Genomic DNA, 18821 nt, shown 5'->3' with positions numbered 1-18821 from the left:
GATTGCCAAGCGGGTTGTCGGGCATTTGCTGTTCGGCCACCCGGGCAATGGACCCTTGCACAGCGGGCAAGCCACCTTGTGGCCCATGGCGGCCACTGCACGGCCTTCGACGGTGTAAAACGGAAAGCCTTCAAGCACGGTGCCGCCGTGGCTGGTGGTGTCGCCTTGGCGAATCATCAATGGCATGGTTTAACTCTTGTTCAGTCAATAACCAAGCAAGCTAACATGCCGAGTTTTGGATTGAAAAAGGTGTCACCACAAGCGGTGGGGTTGGGTTGGTTCTGGGTTAACCCTGACGCTTGCGTCTGCGCACCACCGCAATTCGAACGCCAACATTCCAGGCTAGCCGCACACTGAAGTAGCCCAGTATCGACAAGGTCACCATCAGCGCGGGCAGGCCCACTGCCAGCGAGGGGCCCATGGTCCACATCCAGTCCAGAATGGCGCGGGTGGAATCCCCCCAGGCGGACCAGTTCCAGTCGGGTGCGGGCTGAATATTGACCTGGCCCATTCCGCCAAGAAGAAGGTCACCATAAGCCACTGCAATCAGGTACAAAGGCACAATGGTGATCGGGTTGGTGTACAGGGTGACCGCAAACGCCACAGGCATGTTTACTTTCGCCACGAGCACCCAGATCAGCGAACCAAATATTTGAAATGGGCCAGGGATCAACCCGCAAAACAGGCCCGCAGCCACGCCGCCCGCAATACTTTTGCGGTTCAATGCCCAAATGTTGGGGTGCCCCAAAAAGCGTTTGAATGGCCGCGCCCACGCCAGCCGATCGAAATGATCAGGCGTGGGCAGGTACTTGCGAATTTTCCGACGAAACATGGCAAACTTTAAAGTATGTGGACCGACACGCACCTTCATCTTGATGCTTCTGAATACGACAGCGACCGCCTTGCGGTGGTTCAGCGTGCGCGTGAATTGCATGTTAACCGCTTTGTGCTACCGGCTGTGGGTGCATTCAATTTTGACACCGTAAAAGAATTGGCCCACAACACGCCAGGCGCGGTGTACTGCCTGGGCATACACCCCATGTTTGTGGACCGGGCACACGACGACGATTTGCTGACCCTTCAGAACAAAATCAAGGAATCATTCAGCGACCCAAAATTTGCAGGCATTGGTGAAATCGGTTTGGACGGCTTTGTGCCCGGCCTGAACTGGGACAAGCAAGTGCAGTTTTTTAATGCCCAGCTGAAACTGGCGCGCGACTTTGATTTGCCCGTGGTGATGCATGTGCGCAAAGCCCAAGACCCGGTGTTGAAAAGCCTGCGGGTGTACAAGCCATGCAGCGGCATTGCCCATGCATTCAATGGCAGCTTTCAACAAGCCGAACATTTTTTGAACCTGAACATGTGCTTGGGATTCGGTGGGGCCTGTACATTCACTCGCGCACTGCAACTTCGCCGATTGGCCGCTGAACTTCCCGAACATGCGATTGTGCTTGAAACAGATGGGCCCGACATTGCACCCGAGTGGATCAACAAACAACGAAACTCCCCGGAACACCTGCCGCGAATCGCAGAAACAATCGCGCAGCTGCGCAAGCTGACACTGCAAGAACTTTCCCGCCAAAGCGAAAGTAATGCAGAGCGGGCGCTGCCCGCACTCGCCCTGCAAGGCTAATCAAACCCATCACCCAAATTCAGTCACCATTGGCAAAATTACAAGCCTTGGTGCAGGCTCTTCGGCTTCAATTCATGCCATGGCCTTCAACCCGTGCCTACCCTGTCGCTGTTCACTCTGGCTTACCTGCTCAGCCTGCTGCTGTTTCACAGCCAGGCCGAATTGCCTTGGGTGTGGCACAGCATCAACCAACAGATTGGCAGCACCAACACAGTTCTGCTTGCGTGGGCTGGGTTGTGCTTTCTGCTGGGCCAGCAAAGTGGTGTGTGCAAGTCAAAAACTGAAACGATCATCTGGATTGCGCTTGGGCTTGTTACCGCACAACTCTGTGCTGGGGTTCAGGCTGCAGCACACCAACAAGCGCAAATCCCCCTGCACTGCAACAAGCAAATTATTGAATCCGAATTCAAACTGATTGAAAAAGCATTTCGCGACAAGGGTTCACAAACATGGATTGTCCAGCACACCCCGCACAATCCGCAAACACTCAGCGCCTGCCTGAAACCCGGCGCACGATTGCAAATATTCATTGAGAAAGCAGATGCCTACACCTCCCTTCTGCCTGGTCAGCACTTCAAGGCGAGCATTCGAATCAAACCACCCAAGGCACCTTTGCAACTGGCAGGTTTTGATGTGCACCGGCACTGGTTTGCCAATCAAATTGCGGGCACTGCCCAACTGAAAAGCGGCATTCAAATACTGCTAACCGATACACCCACAAACCCCGTGGTGTGGATGGAACGCTTGCGGCTGCACATCGCAAACTGGATTGTGTACACCTTGCAGGACCATCCGGAACAGGGCTTGGTGCTGGCCATGGTGGTGGGCGATCAAGGCTTGATCAGTGTGGAAGACCGCGAAATGTTCAACAACACAGGCATTGCCCATCTGGTGGCCATTTCCGGCTTGCACATCACCCTGTTTGCCATGCTGGCTGGCAAGGGCATGGGGCTACTGTGGCGGCGTTCAGCCTGGCTGTGCCTTCGTATTCCGGCACCGTTGGCTGGCAGCGCATTTGGTTTGCTGTTTGCATTGCTTTACGGGCTCGTTGCCGGTTGGGGGGTGCCTGCACAACGCACCGTGTTCATGCTGTTTGCACTGTTTGTGGGGCAATTGCGCGGCGGCATGCAAAGCAGTTGGGACACCTTCTTTTTGGCGCTTTTCCTGACCTTGGCCTTCGACAACTGGGCTGTGCTGGACGCCGGTTTTTTACTGTCTTTCGGCGCAGTGGCTGCGCTTGTGTTTGTAACCCAAGGGCACATACACGTGATCAAACCGCAGCATGAATTCATCGCCAATGCATTCAAGGCGCAGTACAGCGTCACCATTGCATTGCTGCTGCCATGCGCAGTGCTGTTTAACCAGCAATCCATCATCAGCCCTGTGGCCAATGCCTTGTCCATTCCGTGGATGAGTTTTGTAAGCACCCCACTGGCGCTGTTGGGTGGGCTGCTGCAACAAACATGGGCAGCGCTGTTGGCGGCAGACAGCCTGGCATTGCAGCGCAACTGGTTAAGCGCCTTCAACGAACTCAGCTGGGCGGCTTTGCCCATTCACAATCAACCGGGGTGGATCAATATTCTGGTGGCGCTGGGCAGCATCATTTTGCTGCTTCCACCGGGAATTATTAGCCGATGGATTGGACTGGCGTTGGTGGCTTTACTGGCCTGGCCCGCACCACGCCCTGCTGAAAACGACTTCTGGATGACGGCGATGGATGTGGGGCAAGGCACGGCCATCGCCATTCAAACCCGCAACCACCTGCTGATTTACGACGCAGGGCCAGCCTTCAATGAACGATCAAATTCCGCCCGGCGTGTTCTGCTGCCGTGGATGGCAGCGCACAACTACCGACATGCCGATCTGTTTGTGCTGTCGCACGACGATGCAGACCATTCAGGCGGCGCTCCGCTTTTCATCACCAAGGCACCCCCTTTGAAATTTGCATCATCCATTCCCGGCAACCACCCCTTGTATGAATTGGCCACGCAAAAACGTAGCGCGATCGAGAACTGCCACCGCATGAACAACTGGACATGGAATGGCGTGCTGTTTGAACCCATTGGCCTTGACACCCCCGCCGATGCACCACACAAACTACTGGCCAAAAACAACCAAAGCTGCGTTCTGAAGGTAAGCAATTCACTGCACAGTGTGCTGCTGACCGGCGACATCGAAGCCATTTCAGAAATGCAGTTGCTAATCCAACACGGTACTGAGAAACTGCACAGCAAAGTACTGCTGGTGCCACACCATGGCTCTAAAACATCATCGACCCTGCCCTTTCTTCAAGCAGTTCGACCTGAAATCGCCTTGATTCAGGCAGGCTGGAAAAACCAGTTTGGCCACCCGCACAGGCAGATCACTGAACGATACGAATCGAGCAACATCGAAGTGTTCAACACAGCCCAAAATGGTGCAATGAAATGGACATTCGGGCACAACAATCCAAACCCGCAGCCGATCCATGCCAGTGAAGCAAGGCAGCGCTATTGGCACATGCACGAAAGCAGTGCAAAAGCCCACCAAGACTGATAACTTTGGAGCTGGGCGCGGCACATTCATCCTGCATGCACTTGGCATGCTTCTTGTTACTCCAACAGAATACGGAACAGGAACAAACAACTTATGTCAGTAACACCTTTCGATGAAATGCTCGGGCCTGGCGGTGAAATTCGCCCGCATTATCAGGACTTTTCCCGCTGGCTCGACATGCAAGCCCCGGAAAAACTACAAAACAAGCGCGCCGAAGCTGACCTTATTTTCAGAAGAGTAGGAATTACATTTGCCGTGTATGGCGAAGAATCGGGCACAGAACGGCTGATCCCCTTTGACATCGTGCCACGGGTCATCAAGGCATCTGAATGGAAAACCCTGGAGGCCGGTCTTCGCCAGCGTGTTCAAGCCCTGAACATGTTTTTGAAAGACATTTACAACGAACAGAAAATTCTGGCAACGGGCATGATCCCACCCGAGCAGATTTTCAACAACGAACAGTACCGCCCTGAAATGCAGGGCGTGAAAGTGGCAGGCGACATATACGCCCACATTGCCGGGGTGGATGTGGTGCGTGCAGGTGAAGGCGAGTTTTATGTGCTGGAGGACAACTTGCGCGTGCCTTCTGGCGTAAGTTACATGCTGGAAAACCGCAAGATGATGATGCGCCTGTTCCCGGAACTGTTTGCCCGCAACCGTGTGGCCCCGGTTGAACATTACCCCGACAACCTGCTGGAAAACCTGCGCTCGGTTTCACCACAAAACAGCAACGAGCCCACCGTGGTGTTGCTAACCCCTGGCATGTACAACTCGGCTTACTTCGAGCATGCATTCCTTGCCCAGCAAATGGGCATTGAGCTGGTGGAAGGCAAAGACATGTTTGTGGACGAGGAAATGTTGTACATGCGCACCACCCAAGGCCCCACACGGGTGGATGTTATTTATCGCCGGCTGGATGACGACTTCATCGACCCACTCGCATTCCGGGAAGACTCACAACTAGGTGTACCCGGTTTGCTGTCGGTGTACCGTGCGGGCAATGTCACGTTGGCCAACGCAATTGGTACTGGCGTGGCCGACGACAAATCGATCTACCCCTACGTGCCTGATTTGATTCGCTTCTACCTGAGCGAAGAACCAATCATTCAAAACGTGCCCACCTGGCAGTGCCGCAAGCCCGACCACTTGAAGGAGGTGTTGGCCAAACTGCCTGAACTGGTTGTGAAAGAAGTACACGGCGCCGGTGGTTACGGCATGTTGGTGGGCCCGGCTTCCACAAAAGAACAGATTGAGCATTTCCGAAAAAAACTGGTGTCCGATCCAGCCAGGTTCATTGCCCAACCCACTTTGGCTTTGTCCACTTGCCCCACTTTTGTGGAATCGGGTTTGGCACCACGCCACATTGATTTGCGCCCTTTCGTGTTGTCGGGCAGCAAGGTCAGCCTGATCCCCGGCGGACTAAGCCGCGTTGCATTGCGTGAAGGATCACTTGTGGTGAACAGCAGCCAGGGCGGCGGCACCAAAGACACTTGGGTACTGGAACGATGAGGAGCAAACATGCTGAGTAGAACCGCTGACCACTTGTTCTGGATGGCCCGTTACATTGAACGTGCCGAGAACACCGCACGCATGCTGGACGTGAACGTGCAAACAGCCCTGCTTCCGCAAGATCCAGGGAACGCTGAGCAAGGCTGGCGGGCCATGCTGTCGATTTGCGAATTGACGGAAGCATTTTCAGAGCGCCACACCGAGGTAAGTGCAGAATCGGTGATCGACTTCATGGTGAAAGACCCCAACAACCCGTCCAGCATTTACTGTTGCCTGCAGGGTGCCCGTGAAAATGCACGTGCCGTGCGCGGCGCATTGACCACAGAAGTTTGGGAAACCAACAACACCACCTGGCTTGAACTGAAAAAAGTATTGTCTGAAGGCATAGTTGAACGCGATCCATCTGAATTTTTTGAGTGGGTGAAATTTCGCAGCCATTTGTCGCGCGGCGTCACCATCGGCACCATGCTGAAAGACGATGCCTTTCGCTTCATTCGCCTGGGTACTTTTCTGGAACGTGCCGACAACACCGCCCGCCTGCTGGATGTGAAATTCCACAGCATGCCCTTTAGCCCCCTGGCCAACTTAAGCGCCGCCGATCCGCATGCCGATTATTACCACTGGGCTGCTATTTTGCGCTCGGTGTCGGCGTTCGAGACTTACCGCAAGGTATACCGCGATGTCATCACGCCTGACCGCGTGGCCGAGCTGCTGATTCTGCGTGACGACATGCCACGTTCATTGCTGGCGTCATTGAACGAGGTGTGCGCAAACCTGGAGATGATAAGAAACGACTATTCCGCCAACACAGAACGCCGCGCGGGCAAACTGCGCGCAGAGCTTTTGTACAGCCAGATCGACGACATTTTACAGATGGGCCTGCACGCCTACCTGACCAACTTTCTGGAACGCGTGAACGATTTGGGCAACCGCATCAGCAAAGATTTCCTGGTGCCGCTTGAGGCATGAAACTACGCATTCAACACCACACCACCTACCGCTACACCTGGCCCGTGCTGTACAGCATTCAGCACGTACGCCTTACCCCGCAAGCAGGCAACCAGCGCATTGTCGACTGGAAGGTAAAAACCCCTGCAAAGCAACACAGCGCGCGCGATCACCACGGCAACACGGTGCTTACTTTTTCTGTGAACCATCAGCACCGTGAATTAACCGTGCAATCGAACGGGCAGGTTGAACTTGACGCGCTGCGCGATGGTTATTTACCTGCAGAATTGAAGGCACTCAACCCACTGGTCTATACACCCACCACCCCACTGACGCAGTTCAATCAGGAAATGGAAGAATTCGCAAGCTTCGTGAGCGACACCCACATTCCCTTTGCACACCGCATGCTGACACTGGCCCATGCCGTGGCAGACCGGGTGGCGTACACCAAAGGCAGCACCACAGTGGCCGATTCAGCCATGCAGGCATTTGAGAACGGTCAAGGTGTTTGCCAAGACCATTCACATGTGATGCTGGCGTGTCTGCGCGCGCACGGCATTCCCGCTCGCTATGTGAGCGGTTATTTTTTCAATCCCAATGTTGAGCAACACGACAGCCATGCCTGGGTGGAAGTATTTGACGAAAAAAGGCAACAGTGGCTGGGCGTGGACGCAACCCACAAAGCACTGGTGCACGCGAACCACTGCCGCCTGGCGGTGGCAAAAGATTTCATTGGTGCATCGCCGGTGCGTGGCATACGCACTGGGGGCGGGCAGGAAAGCCTTGATGTGCAGGTGACCATAGAAAGGGTTGGCTAGCTCGCCTGGTAGTTCGAGTGGTCCAATCGGCTTGGCTTTCAATTACTCAATTGCCGGTTAACAGCGCACTCGTCGTGGGTCACTTGCTGCCGATTGCGCATCAAACCCGCGGTGACCCTTCAAGTTCAGATCGGAGGTCACCGTTCAGGTGCGACACAAGTAACCCACGCCGAATTGGCTTGAACCTGGCACACTACTGCGCCACCCATCCGCCATCCATGTTCCACGCCGCGCCACGCACTTCCTGCGCATCGTCTGAACACAGAAACACCACCAGCCCGCCAAGCTGCTCAGGCGTTACAAATTCCAGTGAAGGCTGTTTCTCGCCCAGCAATCCAATTTTCGCCTGTTCAATCGAAACACCTTCTTTCTGCGCACGCGCGTCCACCTGTGCCTGCACAAGCGGCGTAAGCACCCAGCCTGGGCACACCGCATTGCAGGTGATGCCGGTTTTTGCGTTTTCCAATGCAACCACCTTGGTCAAACCCACAATGCCATGCTTGGCCGCCACATACGCCGACTTGTTGGCCGATGCAACCAAGCCGTGCGCCGAAGCAATGTTTACAATTCGCCCCCAATTGCGTGCCTGCATGCCCGGCAACACCAGGCGTGTTGTGTGAAACGCCGCGCTAAGGTTTATCGCAATCACCGCATCCCATTTTGCAGGGTCAAAACTTTCAACCGGCGCAACATGCTGAATGCCCGCGTTGTTCACCAGTACATCCACGCTGCCCAGCAGGGCTTGCGTGCTTGCCACCAAATCTTCAACCTCAGAAGGCTTGCTCAAGTCTGCTCCGTGATAACCCACCTTCACGCCATGCACAGAAATACTTTGTCTGGCTGCGTCAATCTGTTCGGGGGTGCCAAAACCATTGAGCATCACATTCACGCCCTTGGCGGCCAAACGCTGGGCGATACCCAAACCAATTCCACTGGTCGACCCTGTGACCAATGCATTCATGTTCTTAAAATCCACAGAGGAACCTCTTTCAATAATAAAACTCTGAAATACTGATCAAAACAATTACACGGAGGGTATTGAACAATGCTGACAGCGCGCTTTCACACCGTGCAATGGCTAAGCCCAACTGGCCTTCACAAACTAGCCTACCGCGAATGGGGCGATCCCGACAACCCACATGTACTGCTGTGCGTGCATGGCCTCACGCGCAGCAGCGCCGATTTTGAGGACCTTGCACAAAACCTGGGTCATGATTTGCGTGTGGTGGCCGCAGACATGCCAGGCCGAGGTGCGTCCGACTGGTTGCCCGACCCCACCCAATACGCAGTGCCCACCTACGTGAACGCCTGCGTGGCCTTGGTGGCCCGCTTGAACCCGGGCACACTGGACTGGCTGGGCACATCGATGGGCGGTTTGATCGGCATGGGCTACGCCAGCTTGCCAAACAACCCCATCCGCAAACTGGTCATGAATGATGTAGGCCCCACCCTGAACTTTTTTGCGCTGCAACGTATTGGCGACTATGTCGGCAAACCCATTCATTTTCAATCACTTGAAGATGCACGCACATACATTCGAACCATTTCCCAACCATTCGGCCCGCACAGCGAAGCCCAATGGAACGCATTGACAGATTCCGTACTGGTACAGAAAGACGGTCATTGGACAACCCACTACGACCCTGCCATTGGGCAGTCCTTCCAGAACCTGTCAGAATCTGCCACCCACTTGAATGAAACTGCGCTGTGGGCAGCCTATGACGCCATCAAGGCCGAGACATTGGTAGTGCGTGGGGAACATTCGGATTTGTTAAGCCACAAAACTATAGAGGAAATGCGTCAACGTGGCCCAAAACCGCACGTTATCGAGGTGACCGGCGTGGGCCACGCGCCTACTTTCATGCAGAACGATCAAATTCGCATGGTTCGTGATTTTTTGTTTTAAACTGGTTTCATTAAGTTTACCCAAGCACCTATGGTTTCAGTTTCTTCAACATTGGGTTCAGAAAAAAAAGGCACTGCTTCAGCACCTGCCTTGGTGTTACTGAACAAATTCGACGCTGCGCGCGTTGAGGAAGCACTGAACTACGCGCGCATTCATGCCGCGGACCGTGTTCTGGACACGCAGGAGTCCGCCATTGTTCACATGCTTGCCGTGGCCGATCTTCTCGCCGAATTAAGGGCAGATGCCAACACCCGGATTGCCGGTGCGTTAGGCCCCCTGGTGTTCTTTGACAAACACCTTGAAAGCCACATGGAGAAAAAGTTTGGCGACGAGGTGGGCCGCATGCTGGCCAGCCTGCGCAAGCTGTTCAAAATGCGCTCGATGGTGGGGCCAAGCGCCACCCGCAACACGATTGAAACATTGCGCTGGGCCGATCAAATTGAAACACTGCGCAAAATGTTGCTGGCCATGTCCACCGACATTCGCGTCATCATGATTCGCCTGTGTTCACGCTTGCAAACACTGCGACATTTCACCAGCCACGACGACATCAAGAACGAAACAGGTTCACTGTGGCCCTATGCAATATCGCATGCGCAAGAAACACTCGATCTGTACGCGCCCCTGGCAAACCGCCTGGGTCTGTGGCAATTGAAGTGGGAACTTGAAGATTTGTCCTTTCGCATATTGCAGCCCCGCACCTACAAAAACGTAGCGAAAATGCTGGATGAAAAACGCACTGAACGTGAAGCGTTCATTGAGTCAGCCATGGCCTGCATCAAGGAAAACCTGCTGCTCTCAGGCATTCACTGTGAAATCACGGGCCGCCCCAAACACATCTACAGCATCTGGAACAAAATGCGTGGCAAGGGCCTCAGTTTCGACAAGTTGTACGATGTACGCGCCTGTCGCGTAATTGTAGACACAGTCGACGACTGCTACACCACCTTGAGCATCGTTCACAATTTGTGGACCCCAATCCCCGAAGAATTCGACGATTACATCAGCAAGCCCAAACCCAATGGCTACCAAAGCCTGCACACCGTGGTGCAGGACGAAACCGGCAAAACGCTCGAGGTACAAATTCGTACAGAATCCATGCACCAGTTCGCGGAATACGGCGTGGCTGCGCATTGGCGCTACAAGGAATCGGGAAAAGACGGCTACACGGGTGAAAGCCGTGCAGAAGGCCAGTTTGAAGAACGCATTGCCCTGCTGCGGCAGCTGTTGGCCTGGCAAAAAGACGTGACCGACACCATGGGTGAAGCCAGCGACTGGGCGCAGGAAATGAAAACGAGCGCCCTGAATGACAGGGTGTACGTGTTCACGCCCCACGCCAAAGTGGTTGAACTGCCCACGGGCAGTACACCGCTTGATTTCGCCTACCATGTGCACACCGAACTGGGCCACCGCTGCCGTGGTGCAAAAGTAAACGGGCAAATGGTGCAATTGAACACACCGCTGGACAATGGGCAAACCGTTGAAATTGTCAGCGCACGTGGCGATGCCGCCACAGGGCCATCGCGTGACTGGCTGAACCCGACGCAAAAGTATTTGGTCAGCCACCGGGCACGCCAAAAAGTAAAACAATGGTTTGCGCAACAAGAGCGCAAGGAAACCCTGGAACGGGGCCGTGCAATTGTTGAACGGGAACTGCAACGCATCGGGCAAACAGCCCAAAACCTGGACACACTGGCGCACAAGCTGGGGTTCGACAAACCCGACGACCTTTACGTGGCACTGGCCCGCGAAGAAATTCGCCCGCGTGCCATTGAAAACGCGCTTCGCAGTGATCAGCCCCCAAGCGGCCCATTGTCAGAAGAAGAACAACTCGAAGTTCTTAACAAAAGAAAATCGGGCAGCACCGCCAAGGAATCGGGCGTACTGGTGGTAGGTGTCAGCACATTGATGACCAACTTGGCGCGCTGTTGTCGCCCTGCCCCGCCCGACCCCATCATCGGCTTTGTAACCCGCGGCAAAGGTGTATCCATTCACCGCCTGGGTTGCTCCAATTTGGCCGAAGTCATGCGCCGCCAACCAGAACGGCTGATTGAAACAACCTGGGGTGAATCTTCAGGCCTGCATTACCCTGTAGACATTGCCGTGACAGCCAACGACCGCCAGGGACTGCTGCGAGACATCACTGAAGTATTTTCGAAAGACAAAATCAACGTGATCGGCGTACAAACAGAAACCCAGCGTGGCGTTGCCAAAATGCAGTTCACAGCGGAAGTAGGCAGTGGTGAACAACTGCGTGGGGCGCTCAGCCACCTGCTGGAAATCAATGGCGTGTTTGAAGTAAGGCGCCGCTGAAAGTCGCAACTGCTTTCATGACTCAGGAAGGATCTGCCAGGCCAGACCCATTCTGTTCCACATACGAAGCAGCCAGTGTCCGCAAAAGATGATTTTGTGAATTCATCTGCCGGGCACCCGAGGGTTTCCTGCGCGTGTAGTTGCCCTGCGCATCCATGGTCCAGGCCAGAATATTGTCAGCCAACAACATTTTCAAACCCTCGTCGATTACCCGTTTCTTCAGCTTCCTGTCAGTAATCGGAACCGCCAATTCCACGCGGCGGAAGAAATTTCGGTCCATCCAGTCTGCGCTGGAAATGTAAACCTCTTCATCCCCATCGTTACTGAAATAAAACACGCGGCTGTGTTCCAGCAAACGCCCAACAACTGACCGAACCGTGATGTTCTCGCTCAAACCCGGCACACCAGGGCGCAAGGCACATACCCCCCTCACAATCAAATCAATTTTTACGCCGGCCTGTGAGGCGGCATAAAGCTCGTTGATCAAATGTGGTTCCAGCAGCGCGTTCATGCGCGCCATGATGCGGCACTTCTTGCCAGCCTTGGCCAGCTCCGCTTCCTTGCGCACCGCAATCACCACGTTGCTGTGAAGGTTGAACGGGGAATTCCAGATTTTATTGAGCTTGCGAGCACGGCCCAAACCCGTGAGGTGGTTGAACACCTCGTGCACATCATGCCCCAGTGCTTCATCGCACGAAAACAAACCAAAATCGGTGTAAAGCCGTGCTGTTTTTGGGTGGTAATTGCCAGTGCCCAAGTGCACATACCGACGCAACAACACCTTGCCGGTTTCCGTTTCCTCCCGGCGCACTACCATCAGCATTTTGGCGTGGGTTTTCTGTCCCACCACGCCATACACCACATGGGCCCCCACACGTTCAAGCTTCGATGCCCAATTGATGTTGGCTTCTTCATCAAACCGCGCCATCAGTTCCAGCACCACGGTCACCTCTTTGCCGCTGCGCGCCGCAGCCATCAGGCTTTCCATCAACACAGATTCGGTACCTGTGCGATAAATGGTCTGCTTGATGGCCACCACGTCCGGATCAGTTGCTGCCTTTTTAATAAACTCAAGCACCGGACTGAAGCTTTGATAGGGGTGATGCAGCAACACATCGCCCTTTTGAATGGCTTTGAAAATATCAGGCTGTTTGATCAACGCCTCAGGACGACCGGGCGTAAACGGTGTGAATTTCAAATCCGGGCGATCCACCCACTCGGGCAGCTGCATCAGCCGCACCAAATTCACAGGCCCGTTCACGCGGTAAAGAGCCTGTTCAGGCAAGCCGAACTCCTTGAGCAAACGGGCTGTCATGTCTGGCGTTGTTTGATCTGACACCTCCAGGCGAACAGCATCGCCAAAGTGGCGCTGCGACAACTCCCCCTGCAAGGCCACGCGCAGGTTGGTGATTTCTTCTTCATCCACATACAGGTCGCTGTTGCGGGTCACACGGAACTGATACACGCCATGCACTTCCATACCCGGAAACAATTCCGGAATGAAAGCCTGCAGAATCGAGGTCAGCATCACGAAGCCATGTTCATAACCAGACAGGTGCGACGGCATGCGAATCAATCGCGGCAAAGCTCGAGGTGCCTGCACAATGGCCACATTCGACGCGCGCCCGAATGCGTCGTGCCCTGTCAACTCGACTGCAAAATTCAATGACTTGTTCAGCACCCTTGGAAACGGATGCGCAGGGTCCAGACCAATTGGCGTGAGCACCGGCAACACTTCGTGCCTGAAATACTGGCGAGCCCAATGCGCCTGCTCTTCGTTCCAGGTGGCAAGGGTCATCAAGGCAATGCCCTGATTACGCAGGGCGGGCAGCACCAAATCGTTCAACAAACAGTACTGTTGCGCCACAATTTCCTGAGACAGCGCCGACACCCGTTGCAACGTTTCCAGCGCACTCAAGCCATCATCGTCTTTAAATTCCGGGTTCTGGCGAATTTGCTCCTGCAATCCGGACACCCGGATTTCAAAAAACTCATCCATATTGCTGGACACAATGCAAAGGTATTTCAACCGTTCCAGCAAAGGGACTCGCTCGTCTTCTGCCATGGCCAACACCCTGCGATTGAAAGCCAAAACCCCCAATTCACGGTTTAAGTACAGATCCTTGTTGGGGGCTACATCAGAAACAGCAGCAACTTTCAAACAAAACTCCAAAAAACGGTGCAATTACCCTTGATGGTATTTCAAAAATATGACAAACATTTGAAAGTCGTCAAATGCCGACACACAAAGCCAGTGTGCCGCATTTGTGGCATCCTAGCGCCTGACCTGAACCATAGACTACGCAATGTCCAAGCCTCGCCAGTTGATTGCCGCCGTTGACATGGGCTCGAGCAGCTTTCGCATGATTGTTGCCCGAGTCGAAGAGCTCAACGGTCAATCACAAATTTACATCATCGACACCCTGCGCGAGCCCGTCCGTTTGGGTGCGGGGCTGAATGCCCAGAAATGCCTGGACGATACCTCTCAAGAACGCGCCCTGGGTGCCCTGAGCCGCTTTGGCGAACGACTTCGCTCATTCAAACCCGGCGAAGTAAGGGCAGTGGCTACAAATGCAGTGCGTGTGGCCCGCAATGCCAGCGAATTTATCGCCAGGGCCGAGACCGCACTGGGCTTTCCCATCGATGTCATTTCCGGTGTGGAAGAAGCACGCCTGGTGTATTGCGGCGTGGCGCATCAATTGCCAATTGGCCAAGGCCGGCGGCTGGTTGTCGACATTGGTGGTGGATCCACCGAATTCATTATTGGTGAAGACTACGAGCCCGAGGCCATGGAAAGCCTGTACATCGGCTGTGTGAGCACAGCCCAGCAGTACTTTGCAGATGGCAGCATCACCCCCAAAGCCATGAAAAACGCCATCATGGCAGCCCGAAAGGAAGTCGCCGTGTTGCGCAGGCAAATTCTTGACATGGGCTGGACCCATGCCATCGGCTCTTCCGGTACAGCCCGCGCGCTGGCGGAAATTTGCGTGTCCAACGGCTTTACCCAGCACGGCATGTCTGCCGAGGGGCTACAGCTGATCCGGGAACATGTCACTGCAGCAGGCCACCTGGACAACGTCACCCTGGAAGGTTTGAAAGTGGATCGCCTGCCCATGATGCCCGGTGGGCTGGCCGTGATGAGTGCCGTATTCGAGGAACTGGAAATCGGGCACATGGATGTGACCGATGGCGCGTTGCGCCAAGGCTTGCTCTACGACATGCTGGGTCGCCAGCACAACGACGACATGCGCGAAATTACCGTAGCGCAGTTCATTCACCGTTACAAAATCGACGGAAAACATGCGGGCAAAGTCATGGCACTGGCTGAATTGCTGTTCAGACAACTGACCCGGCAACTTCCGGAACTAAACGAACAATTGCCAATGCTGCAATGGGCCGCCATGCTGCACGAAATTGGCCTGTCTATTGGCCACAACGGCCACCACAAGCACGCTGCTTACATTCTCAGCAACGCCGACATGCCCGGTTTTTCAAAACGCGAGCAAATGATGTTGTCCACCTGGGTGCTGGCCCACAACGGCAAACTGGGCAAGGTCAGTGACATTGCGAATACTGCCATTCAATGGGCTGCGCCCATGTGTCTGCGTCTGGCGGCCCTGTTTTTGCGCCGCCGCGAGGTGGAAGCCCTGCCGGAACTGAAAGTCAAACTACTGGGCAACGGCATTCAGATCAGCGTGCCCAAGAACTGGCTATTGACCCACCCTTTGACCCAATACAGCCTTGAAACAGAAGTGGAGCAATGGCTGCGAATCGGGCTTCAACTCGAGCTGCTGACTCGACGGTAGCCCAGCCAACTCCGACGAGATGGCTGGAGCACCAGACGATGGCCGTTCAAATAAACCCAAAATGCCGCGCATACCTCGGACTCATGCGGTCGATTGACAACAACATCATGAAATCGGCTGTATTGAAATCAGGATCCCAGGCCGGCTCACCACACACCACAGCACCAAGGCGCAAATAACCTTTTACCAAGGGTGGCGGTTCAATTTCCACATCACAGCGCAGGCGCTCAACCGGCAAACGGTTTTTAGGAAACACCTGGCAACTGGCCTCCGCCAGGTGGGGTTCCAGCTGCTTGAACAGGCTTGCGGCCTGATGACCACCATCGCGCAGGCTAACGCTTGCACAGCCAATCAGGTGCTTGTAGCCACCCAGCTTCATGTACTGGGCTATACCGCTCCACAGCAACATGATTGCAGCACCGCTGCGGTAATCCGGGTGCACGCAGGATCTGCCCACCTCGACCGTCGTTTTGCGCAAGCGCTCGATCCGGTTCATGAAAAACTCGGTTTCGGAATACCAGCACTTCAAGCGCGCCGCATTTTCAGGCGCAAGAATGCGGTAAGTGCCCACCACTTCGCCAGTTTGGCTGTTTCTTACAAGAAGGTGATCACAGTAGGCATCAAACACATCATGATCAATCCCGTTACTACCCAGATCTGCACCATATTCTTCAGAAAAAATGTTGAATCGCAGTTTTTGGGCTTCCAGTACTTCAGCAGCTGTTTTGGCCAGGCACACCTCCAGCGAGGGCGCCTGCGCACGGGCCGGGCTGCTAAGGTAAAGGGCGTTGCGCAAAGCATCCTGCTTGGTTACATCCTGCTTGATCGCTTCCATCCGAGGGTCCATTTTTCATTTCGATGACACGAAATGTACGGACCGGATATGACAGATCAATAAAAGAAATATGAAGAAAAGGTGACTGAACTGAAAATGTTACTTGACAAGCTTCAGGAAAAGCCTAAACTGACTTCAGCAAAAAAAATTTGGCGCTACTTCAGGTCAGTTCAATTCAGGCAAACCGCTTAAGCAATAGTTCTGTTTCTCGAATTTCACCCAGTTTTTTAGCTATTTTGTTCAATTCAGAAATCCAGGATATTGCTATGTCTGATACCGTAACCGGTCAAGTTAAATTTTTCAACGAATCCAAAGGCTTTGGCTTCATTTCCCGTGAAAACGGTCCTGACGTGTTTGTTCACTTCAGTGCCATTCAGGGCAACGGCTTCAAAACCTTGGCTGAAGGCCAAAAAGTGTCTTTCACTGTGACCCAAGGTCAGAAAGGCCCACAAGCTGAAAACGTAGTAGCGCTGTAATACTCGCGCCTATGTGAAAAAGCCGCCCTAGGGCGGCTTTTTTTATGTTCCATCATTTTACTACGCCCATCGCATCGGGTTTCGTCGGCTTCCCAGGCGCTCTAACGGTCTGCCAATGTTCCCATCCCACCCCTCCAGCCGACACGCACCTTTGGCCACCCCCATCAAAACAGCCGCAGGAATGGCAACCAGCAACATTTGCGCCGCTGTGCTAATAATTGAAATGCCCAATGAAAGGCAGCCCAATGGAATTTCCAATGGAAATTTTACCGCCGTGGGCAAGTCTTTTCCCCCAAAGGCAACACCATTGCCCGCAGCCAAACTAATTAAAAGAAAAGCATCCACCCCCGCCCAAATCGAACTTGCAATGGCTCGTCCAATACTGAAACTGGTCACACGCGAATTCGGGATATTGAAAGCATATTCTGTGACTAGACCAGCCAACCATGTAATTGGTCGGGTCAATTGGTAATTAAACGAAAGCAGCACTGCATGATTAAATACTCGCAGCCCTTCGGAGAACCTCGCAATGCCACGGGTCAAAGGACCATACTGATGGGCGTTGTTCAAAATATTGTCGGCACTGTACCGCATTTTGCTAGCCATGGCTGGGTTGGCTTTGTCTTTATCCCTGCGACCCAGGTACTCCTTCGAACTCAGGTAATTGAGCTTGTTTGCTCCCTTGGCGCACCCCAAAACATTCAAGACACTGCCGGAACCCTTCAACACTTTTTCGCGCAAGAATTCTGCACCACGTTCAATGTGATGGCGTACATCCTTAAAGTTATCGTTTGGATCTGCGTGAATGGCCGTATGTTCAATCAGATTCGTCAATGCCACGAAATGATTTTCACGGGCCAGCAACTTAGCTTTGTCGACCTTCGAATCAAGAAAACCTGACCCCGATCGCCCGCAATCCTGTTCTGTAAGATACGAACCAATTGTTCCCTGCATGGCCCGCTTCGCGTCATTCGCTGTTCTATTTTGACGAACATCCTGAAACAACCTGTTCAGTAAACTGGGATTTCCGTCCTCATCTCGATAACTGGCCGGGATCTTTTTGTTGAGCGCTTTGGTGATCAGCATCACCCCGCCCTGCTTGTCTTTTGCGTCATTCAAAAGCAAGTACAAACGATGTATGTGCTTGTCGTGATTGAATTGAATGGTATTCATTAATGCCGGGCTTAATCTTGATCTGCTTGCCACAGAACGACTGCTGGCAACAAAGGCAAGGGACACAAGGGCGGAAACCGCAGACACAGCACTAAAACTGCACACCAGCGCCAGTATGTCTTTTCGAATGGCTTCGCCGACCCATTTGAACGCCCTGCCAGAGCCCTCGATGAAAACGCCCCTTCCGAGCAACGACACCAGGCCAGCGACAACAGGTAAGGCCGCAAGTACGCGCAGCTGGCTACCCATGGCCTTGTCATCACGATTTGGAGTAAATAAATTCCTGCTGACCTTTAACAGCAAGCCTGTGGGTGCAGCACCCAACTCGGTCACGCCATTGGCATAATGCGCCCAACGGGAAAGCTTCGCTGCGCGCTTATCACCAGATGACAAACCGAACCGTGGGTGACTAAACTGGGGATTAAAACGTAGGTTGTCTTGACAGTAAAAACGGCTTTTAACCCGGGTGTTATCTGACAAGTCGGGGGCATCGCCATCAGACAAACCATGGCGATTCGCCCGATATTTCTCTGCCATGACTGCCGCAGTGACGCGCTGGCTGCTTTCATAAGCGGCCCGGTGATATCGGGCATCCGCGTTATTGCCTTCAATAACAGTTCGCGTACGGGCCAACCAACCTGTGCGTACAAACAAACCGTTTCCCAGTGGCTTATAACCTGCCTTGCGAATCGTGTGGTTGACACACTTTGACAGTGAGAAATCCTGGTCATCAAGCGAATACCGACTACCCGGACGCGGCATGAGGTCCGATTGCGGCGAGGCCGACGATGGGATACCAACCATTAATGCTTCCTTTTCTCGGAATCAAGACAAGGACTGACAGTGTTTTATTTTTCACTAAATTGACA

The 18821-nt window shown here is 53.8% G+C and carries 15 protein-coding genes; 9 read left to right on the top strand and 6 right to left on the bottom strand.

Annotated features, from left to right (window positions below):
• On the bottom strand, nucleotides 1-186 hold a 186-nt coding region (locus V7028_RS11180; RefSeq protein WP_442918733.1), incomplete at its 3' end, for a PAAR domain-containing protein.
• Between the two features lie 100 nt (nucleotides 187-286).
• Nucleotides 287-832 carry a DUF2062 domain-containing protein gene (locus V7028_RS11175; protein WP_334120161.1) on the bottom strand — a complete coding sequence of 182 codons (546 nt, stop codon included), beginning with the start codon at nucleotides 830-832 and terminating at the stop codon, nucleotides 287-289.
• A gap of 15 nt (nucleotides 833-847) precedes the next feature.
• Between V7028_RS11175 and V7028_RS11170 the strand changes: the two genes are divergently transcribed.
• The 5 genes from V7028_RS11170 to V7028_RS11150 all read left to right on the top strand — a co-directional run bounded on the left by V7028_RS11170 (nucleotide 848) and on the right by V7028_RS11150 (nucleotide 7443).
• Nucleotides 848-1633, top strand: coding sequence for a TatD family hydrolase (locus tag V7028_RS11170; RefSeq protein ID WP_334120160.1), 786 nt, complete (start codon nucleotides 848-850; stop codon nucleotides 1631-1633).
• A gap of 93 nt (nucleotides 1634-1726) precedes the next feature.
• On the top strand, nucleotides 1727-4168 hold the full coding sequence (locus V7028_RS11165; RefSeq protein ID WP_334120159.1) for a DNA internalization-related competence protein ComEC/Rec2: 2442 nt from the start codon (nucleotides 1727-1729) through the stop codon (nucleotides 4166-4168).
• 93 nt (nucleotides 4169-4261) lie between these two features.
• Entirely contained in the window at nucleotides 4262-5677 is a 1416-nt protein-coding gene (locus V7028_RS11160) for a circularly permuted type 2 ATP-grasp protein (protein ID WP_334120158.1), read from the top strand.
• A gap of 9 nt (nucleotides 5678-5686) precedes the next feature.
• Nucleotides 5687-6646: an alpha-E domain-containing protein gene (locus V7028_RS11155; protein WP_334120157.1), complete on the top strand. Its 960-nt coding sequence runs from the start codon at nucleotides 5687-5689 to the stop codon at nucleotides 6644-6646.
• On the top strand, nucleotides 6643-7443 hold the full coding sequence (locus tag V7028_RS11150) for a transglutaminase family protein (RefSeq protein ID WP_334120156.1): 801 nt from the start codon (nucleotides 6643-6645) through the stop codon (nucleotides 7441-7443). Before V7028_RS11155 ends, V7028_RS11150 begins: the two co-directional genes overlap by 4 nt.
• Nucleotides 7444-7636: 193 nt before the next feature.
• Here V7028_RS11150 and V7028_RS11145 read toward each other — a convergent pair whose 3' ends face one another.
• Nucleotides 7637-8404: a 3-hydroxybutyrate dehydrogenase gene (locus tag V7028_RS11145; RefSeq protein ID WP_334120155.1), complete on the bottom strand. Its 768-nt coding sequence runs from the start codon at nucleotides 8402-8404 to the stop codon at nucleotides 7637-7639.
• A gap of 84 nt (nucleotides 8405-8488) precedes the next feature.
• On the opposite strand from V7028_RS11145, the gene V7028_RS11140 reads away from it, so the two are divergent.
• Entirely contained in the window at nucleotides 8489-9349 is an 861-nt protein-coding gene (locus tag V7028_RS11140) for an alpha/beta fold hydrolase (RefSeq protein WP_334120154.1), read from the top strand.
• Nucleotides 9350-9379: 30 nt separating this feature from the next.
• A complete protein-coding gene (locus V7028_RS11135; protein ID WP_334120153.1) occupies nucleotides 9380-11662 on the top strand; it encodes a RelA/SpoT family protein in 2283 nt (760 codons plus the stop codon).
• Nucleotides 11663-11684: 22 nt separating this feature from the next.
• Here V7028_RS11135 and ppk1 read toward each other — a convergent pair whose 3' ends face one another.
• Nucleotides 11685-13823 carry a polyphosphate kinase 1 gene (gene ppk1, locus V7028_RS11130; protein WP_334120152.1) on the bottom strand — a complete coding sequence of 713 codons (2139 nt, stop codon included), beginning with the start codon at nucleotides 13821-13823 and terminating at the stop codon, nucleotides 11685-11687.
• Nucleotides 13824-13968: 145 nt separating this feature from the next.
• Between ppk1 and ppx the strand changes: the two genes are divergently transcribed.
• On the top strand, nucleotides 13969-15468 hold the full coding sequence (gene ppx / locus V7028_RS11125; protein ID WP_334120151.1) for an exopolyphosphatase: 1500 nt from the start codon (nucleotides 13969-13971) through the stop codon (nucleotides 15466-15468).
• 46 nt (nucleotides 15469-15514) lie between these two features.
• Here ppx and V7028_RS11120 read toward each other — a convergent pair whose 3' ends face one another.
• A complete protein-coding gene (locus V7028_RS11120; RefSeq protein WP_334120150.1) occupies nucleotides 15515-16303 on the bottom strand; it encodes a GNAT family N-acetyltransferase in 789 nt (262 codons plus the stop codon).
• Nucleotides 16304-16569: 266 nt separating this feature from the next.
• Here V7028_RS11120 and V7028_RS11115 point away from each other — a divergent pair, with 266 nt between their 5' ends.
• Nucleotides 16570-16779, top strand: coding sequence for a cold-shock protein (locus tag V7028_RS11115; protein ID WP_334120149.1), 210 nt, complete (start codon nucleotides 16570-16572; stop codon nucleotides 16777-16779).
• A gap of 60 nt (nucleotides 16780-16839) precedes the next feature.
• Here the strand turns inward: V7028_RS11115 and V7028_RS11110 are convergent, their stop codons facing one another.
• A complete protein-coding gene (locus V7028_RS11110) occupies nucleotides 16840-18756 on the bottom strand; it encodes a hypothetical protein (RefSeq protein ID WP_334120148.1) in 1917 nt (638 codons plus the stop codon).
• Nucleotides 18757-18821 lie beyond the last annotated feature (65 nt).

Source organism: Limnobacter sp. (assembly GCF_036846585.1).
Lineage (GTDB): Bacteria > Pseudomonadota > Gammaproteobacteria > Burkholderiales > Burkholderiaceae_B > Limnobacter.
Note: the sequence above shows the minus strand (reverse complement) of the source record. Positions and strands in the feature narration are given on the sequence as shown.

What these genes read in the sequence shown, in the direction of transcription:
- V7028_RS11175 (WP_334120161.1), bottom strand. Translation starts at nt 832, where the DNA reads ATGTTTCGTCGGAAAATTCGCAAGTACCTGCCCACGCCTGATCATTTC.
- V7028_RS11170 (WP_334120160.1), top strand. Translation starts at nt 848, where the DNA reads ATGTGGACCGACACGCACCTTCATCTTGATGCTTCTGAATACGACAGC.
- V7028_RS11160 (WP_334120158.1), top strand. Translation starts at nt 4,262, where the DNA reads ATGTCAGTAACACCTTTCGATGAAATGCTCGGGCCTGGCGGTGAAATT.
- V7028_RS11155 (WP_334120157.1), top strand. Translation starts at nt 5,687, where the DNA reads ATGCTGAGTAGAACCGCTGACCACTTGTTCTGGATGGCCCGTTACATT.
- V7028_RS11150 (WP_334120156.1), top strand. Translation starts at nt 6,643, where the DNA reads ATGAAACTACGCATTCAACACCACACCACCTACCGCTACACCTGGCCC.
- V7028_RS11145 (WP_334120155.1), bottom strand. Translation starts at nt 8,404, where the DNA reads ATGAATGCATTGGTCACAGGGTCGACCAGTGGAATTGGTTTGGGTATC.
- V7028_RS11140 (WP_334120154.1), top strand. Translation starts at nt 8,489, where the DNA reads ATGCTGACAGCGCGCTTTCACACCGTGCAATGGCTAAGCCCAACTGGC.
- V7028_RS11135 (WP_334120153.1), top strand. Translation starts at nt 9,380, where the DNA reads ATGGTTTCAGTTTCTTCAACATTGGGTTCAGAAAAAAAAGGCACTGCT.
- ppx (WP_334120151.1), top strand. Translation starts at nt 13,969, where the DNA reads ATGTCCAAGCCTCGCCAGTTGATTGCCGCCGTTGACATGGGCTCGAGC.
- V7028_RS11120 (WP_334120150.1), bottom strand. Translation starts at nt 16,303, where the DNA reads ATGGAAGCGATCAAGCAGGATGTAACCAAGCAGGATGCTTTGCGCAAC.
- V7028_RS11115 (WP_334120149.1), top strand. Translation starts at nt 16,570, where the DNA reads ATGTCTGATACCGTAACCGGTCAAGTTAAATTTTTCAACGAATCCAAA.
- V7028_RS11110 (WP_334120148.1), bottom strand. Translation starts at nt 18,756, where the DNA reads ATGGTTGGTATCCCATCGTCGGCCTCGCCGCAATCGGACCTCATGCCG.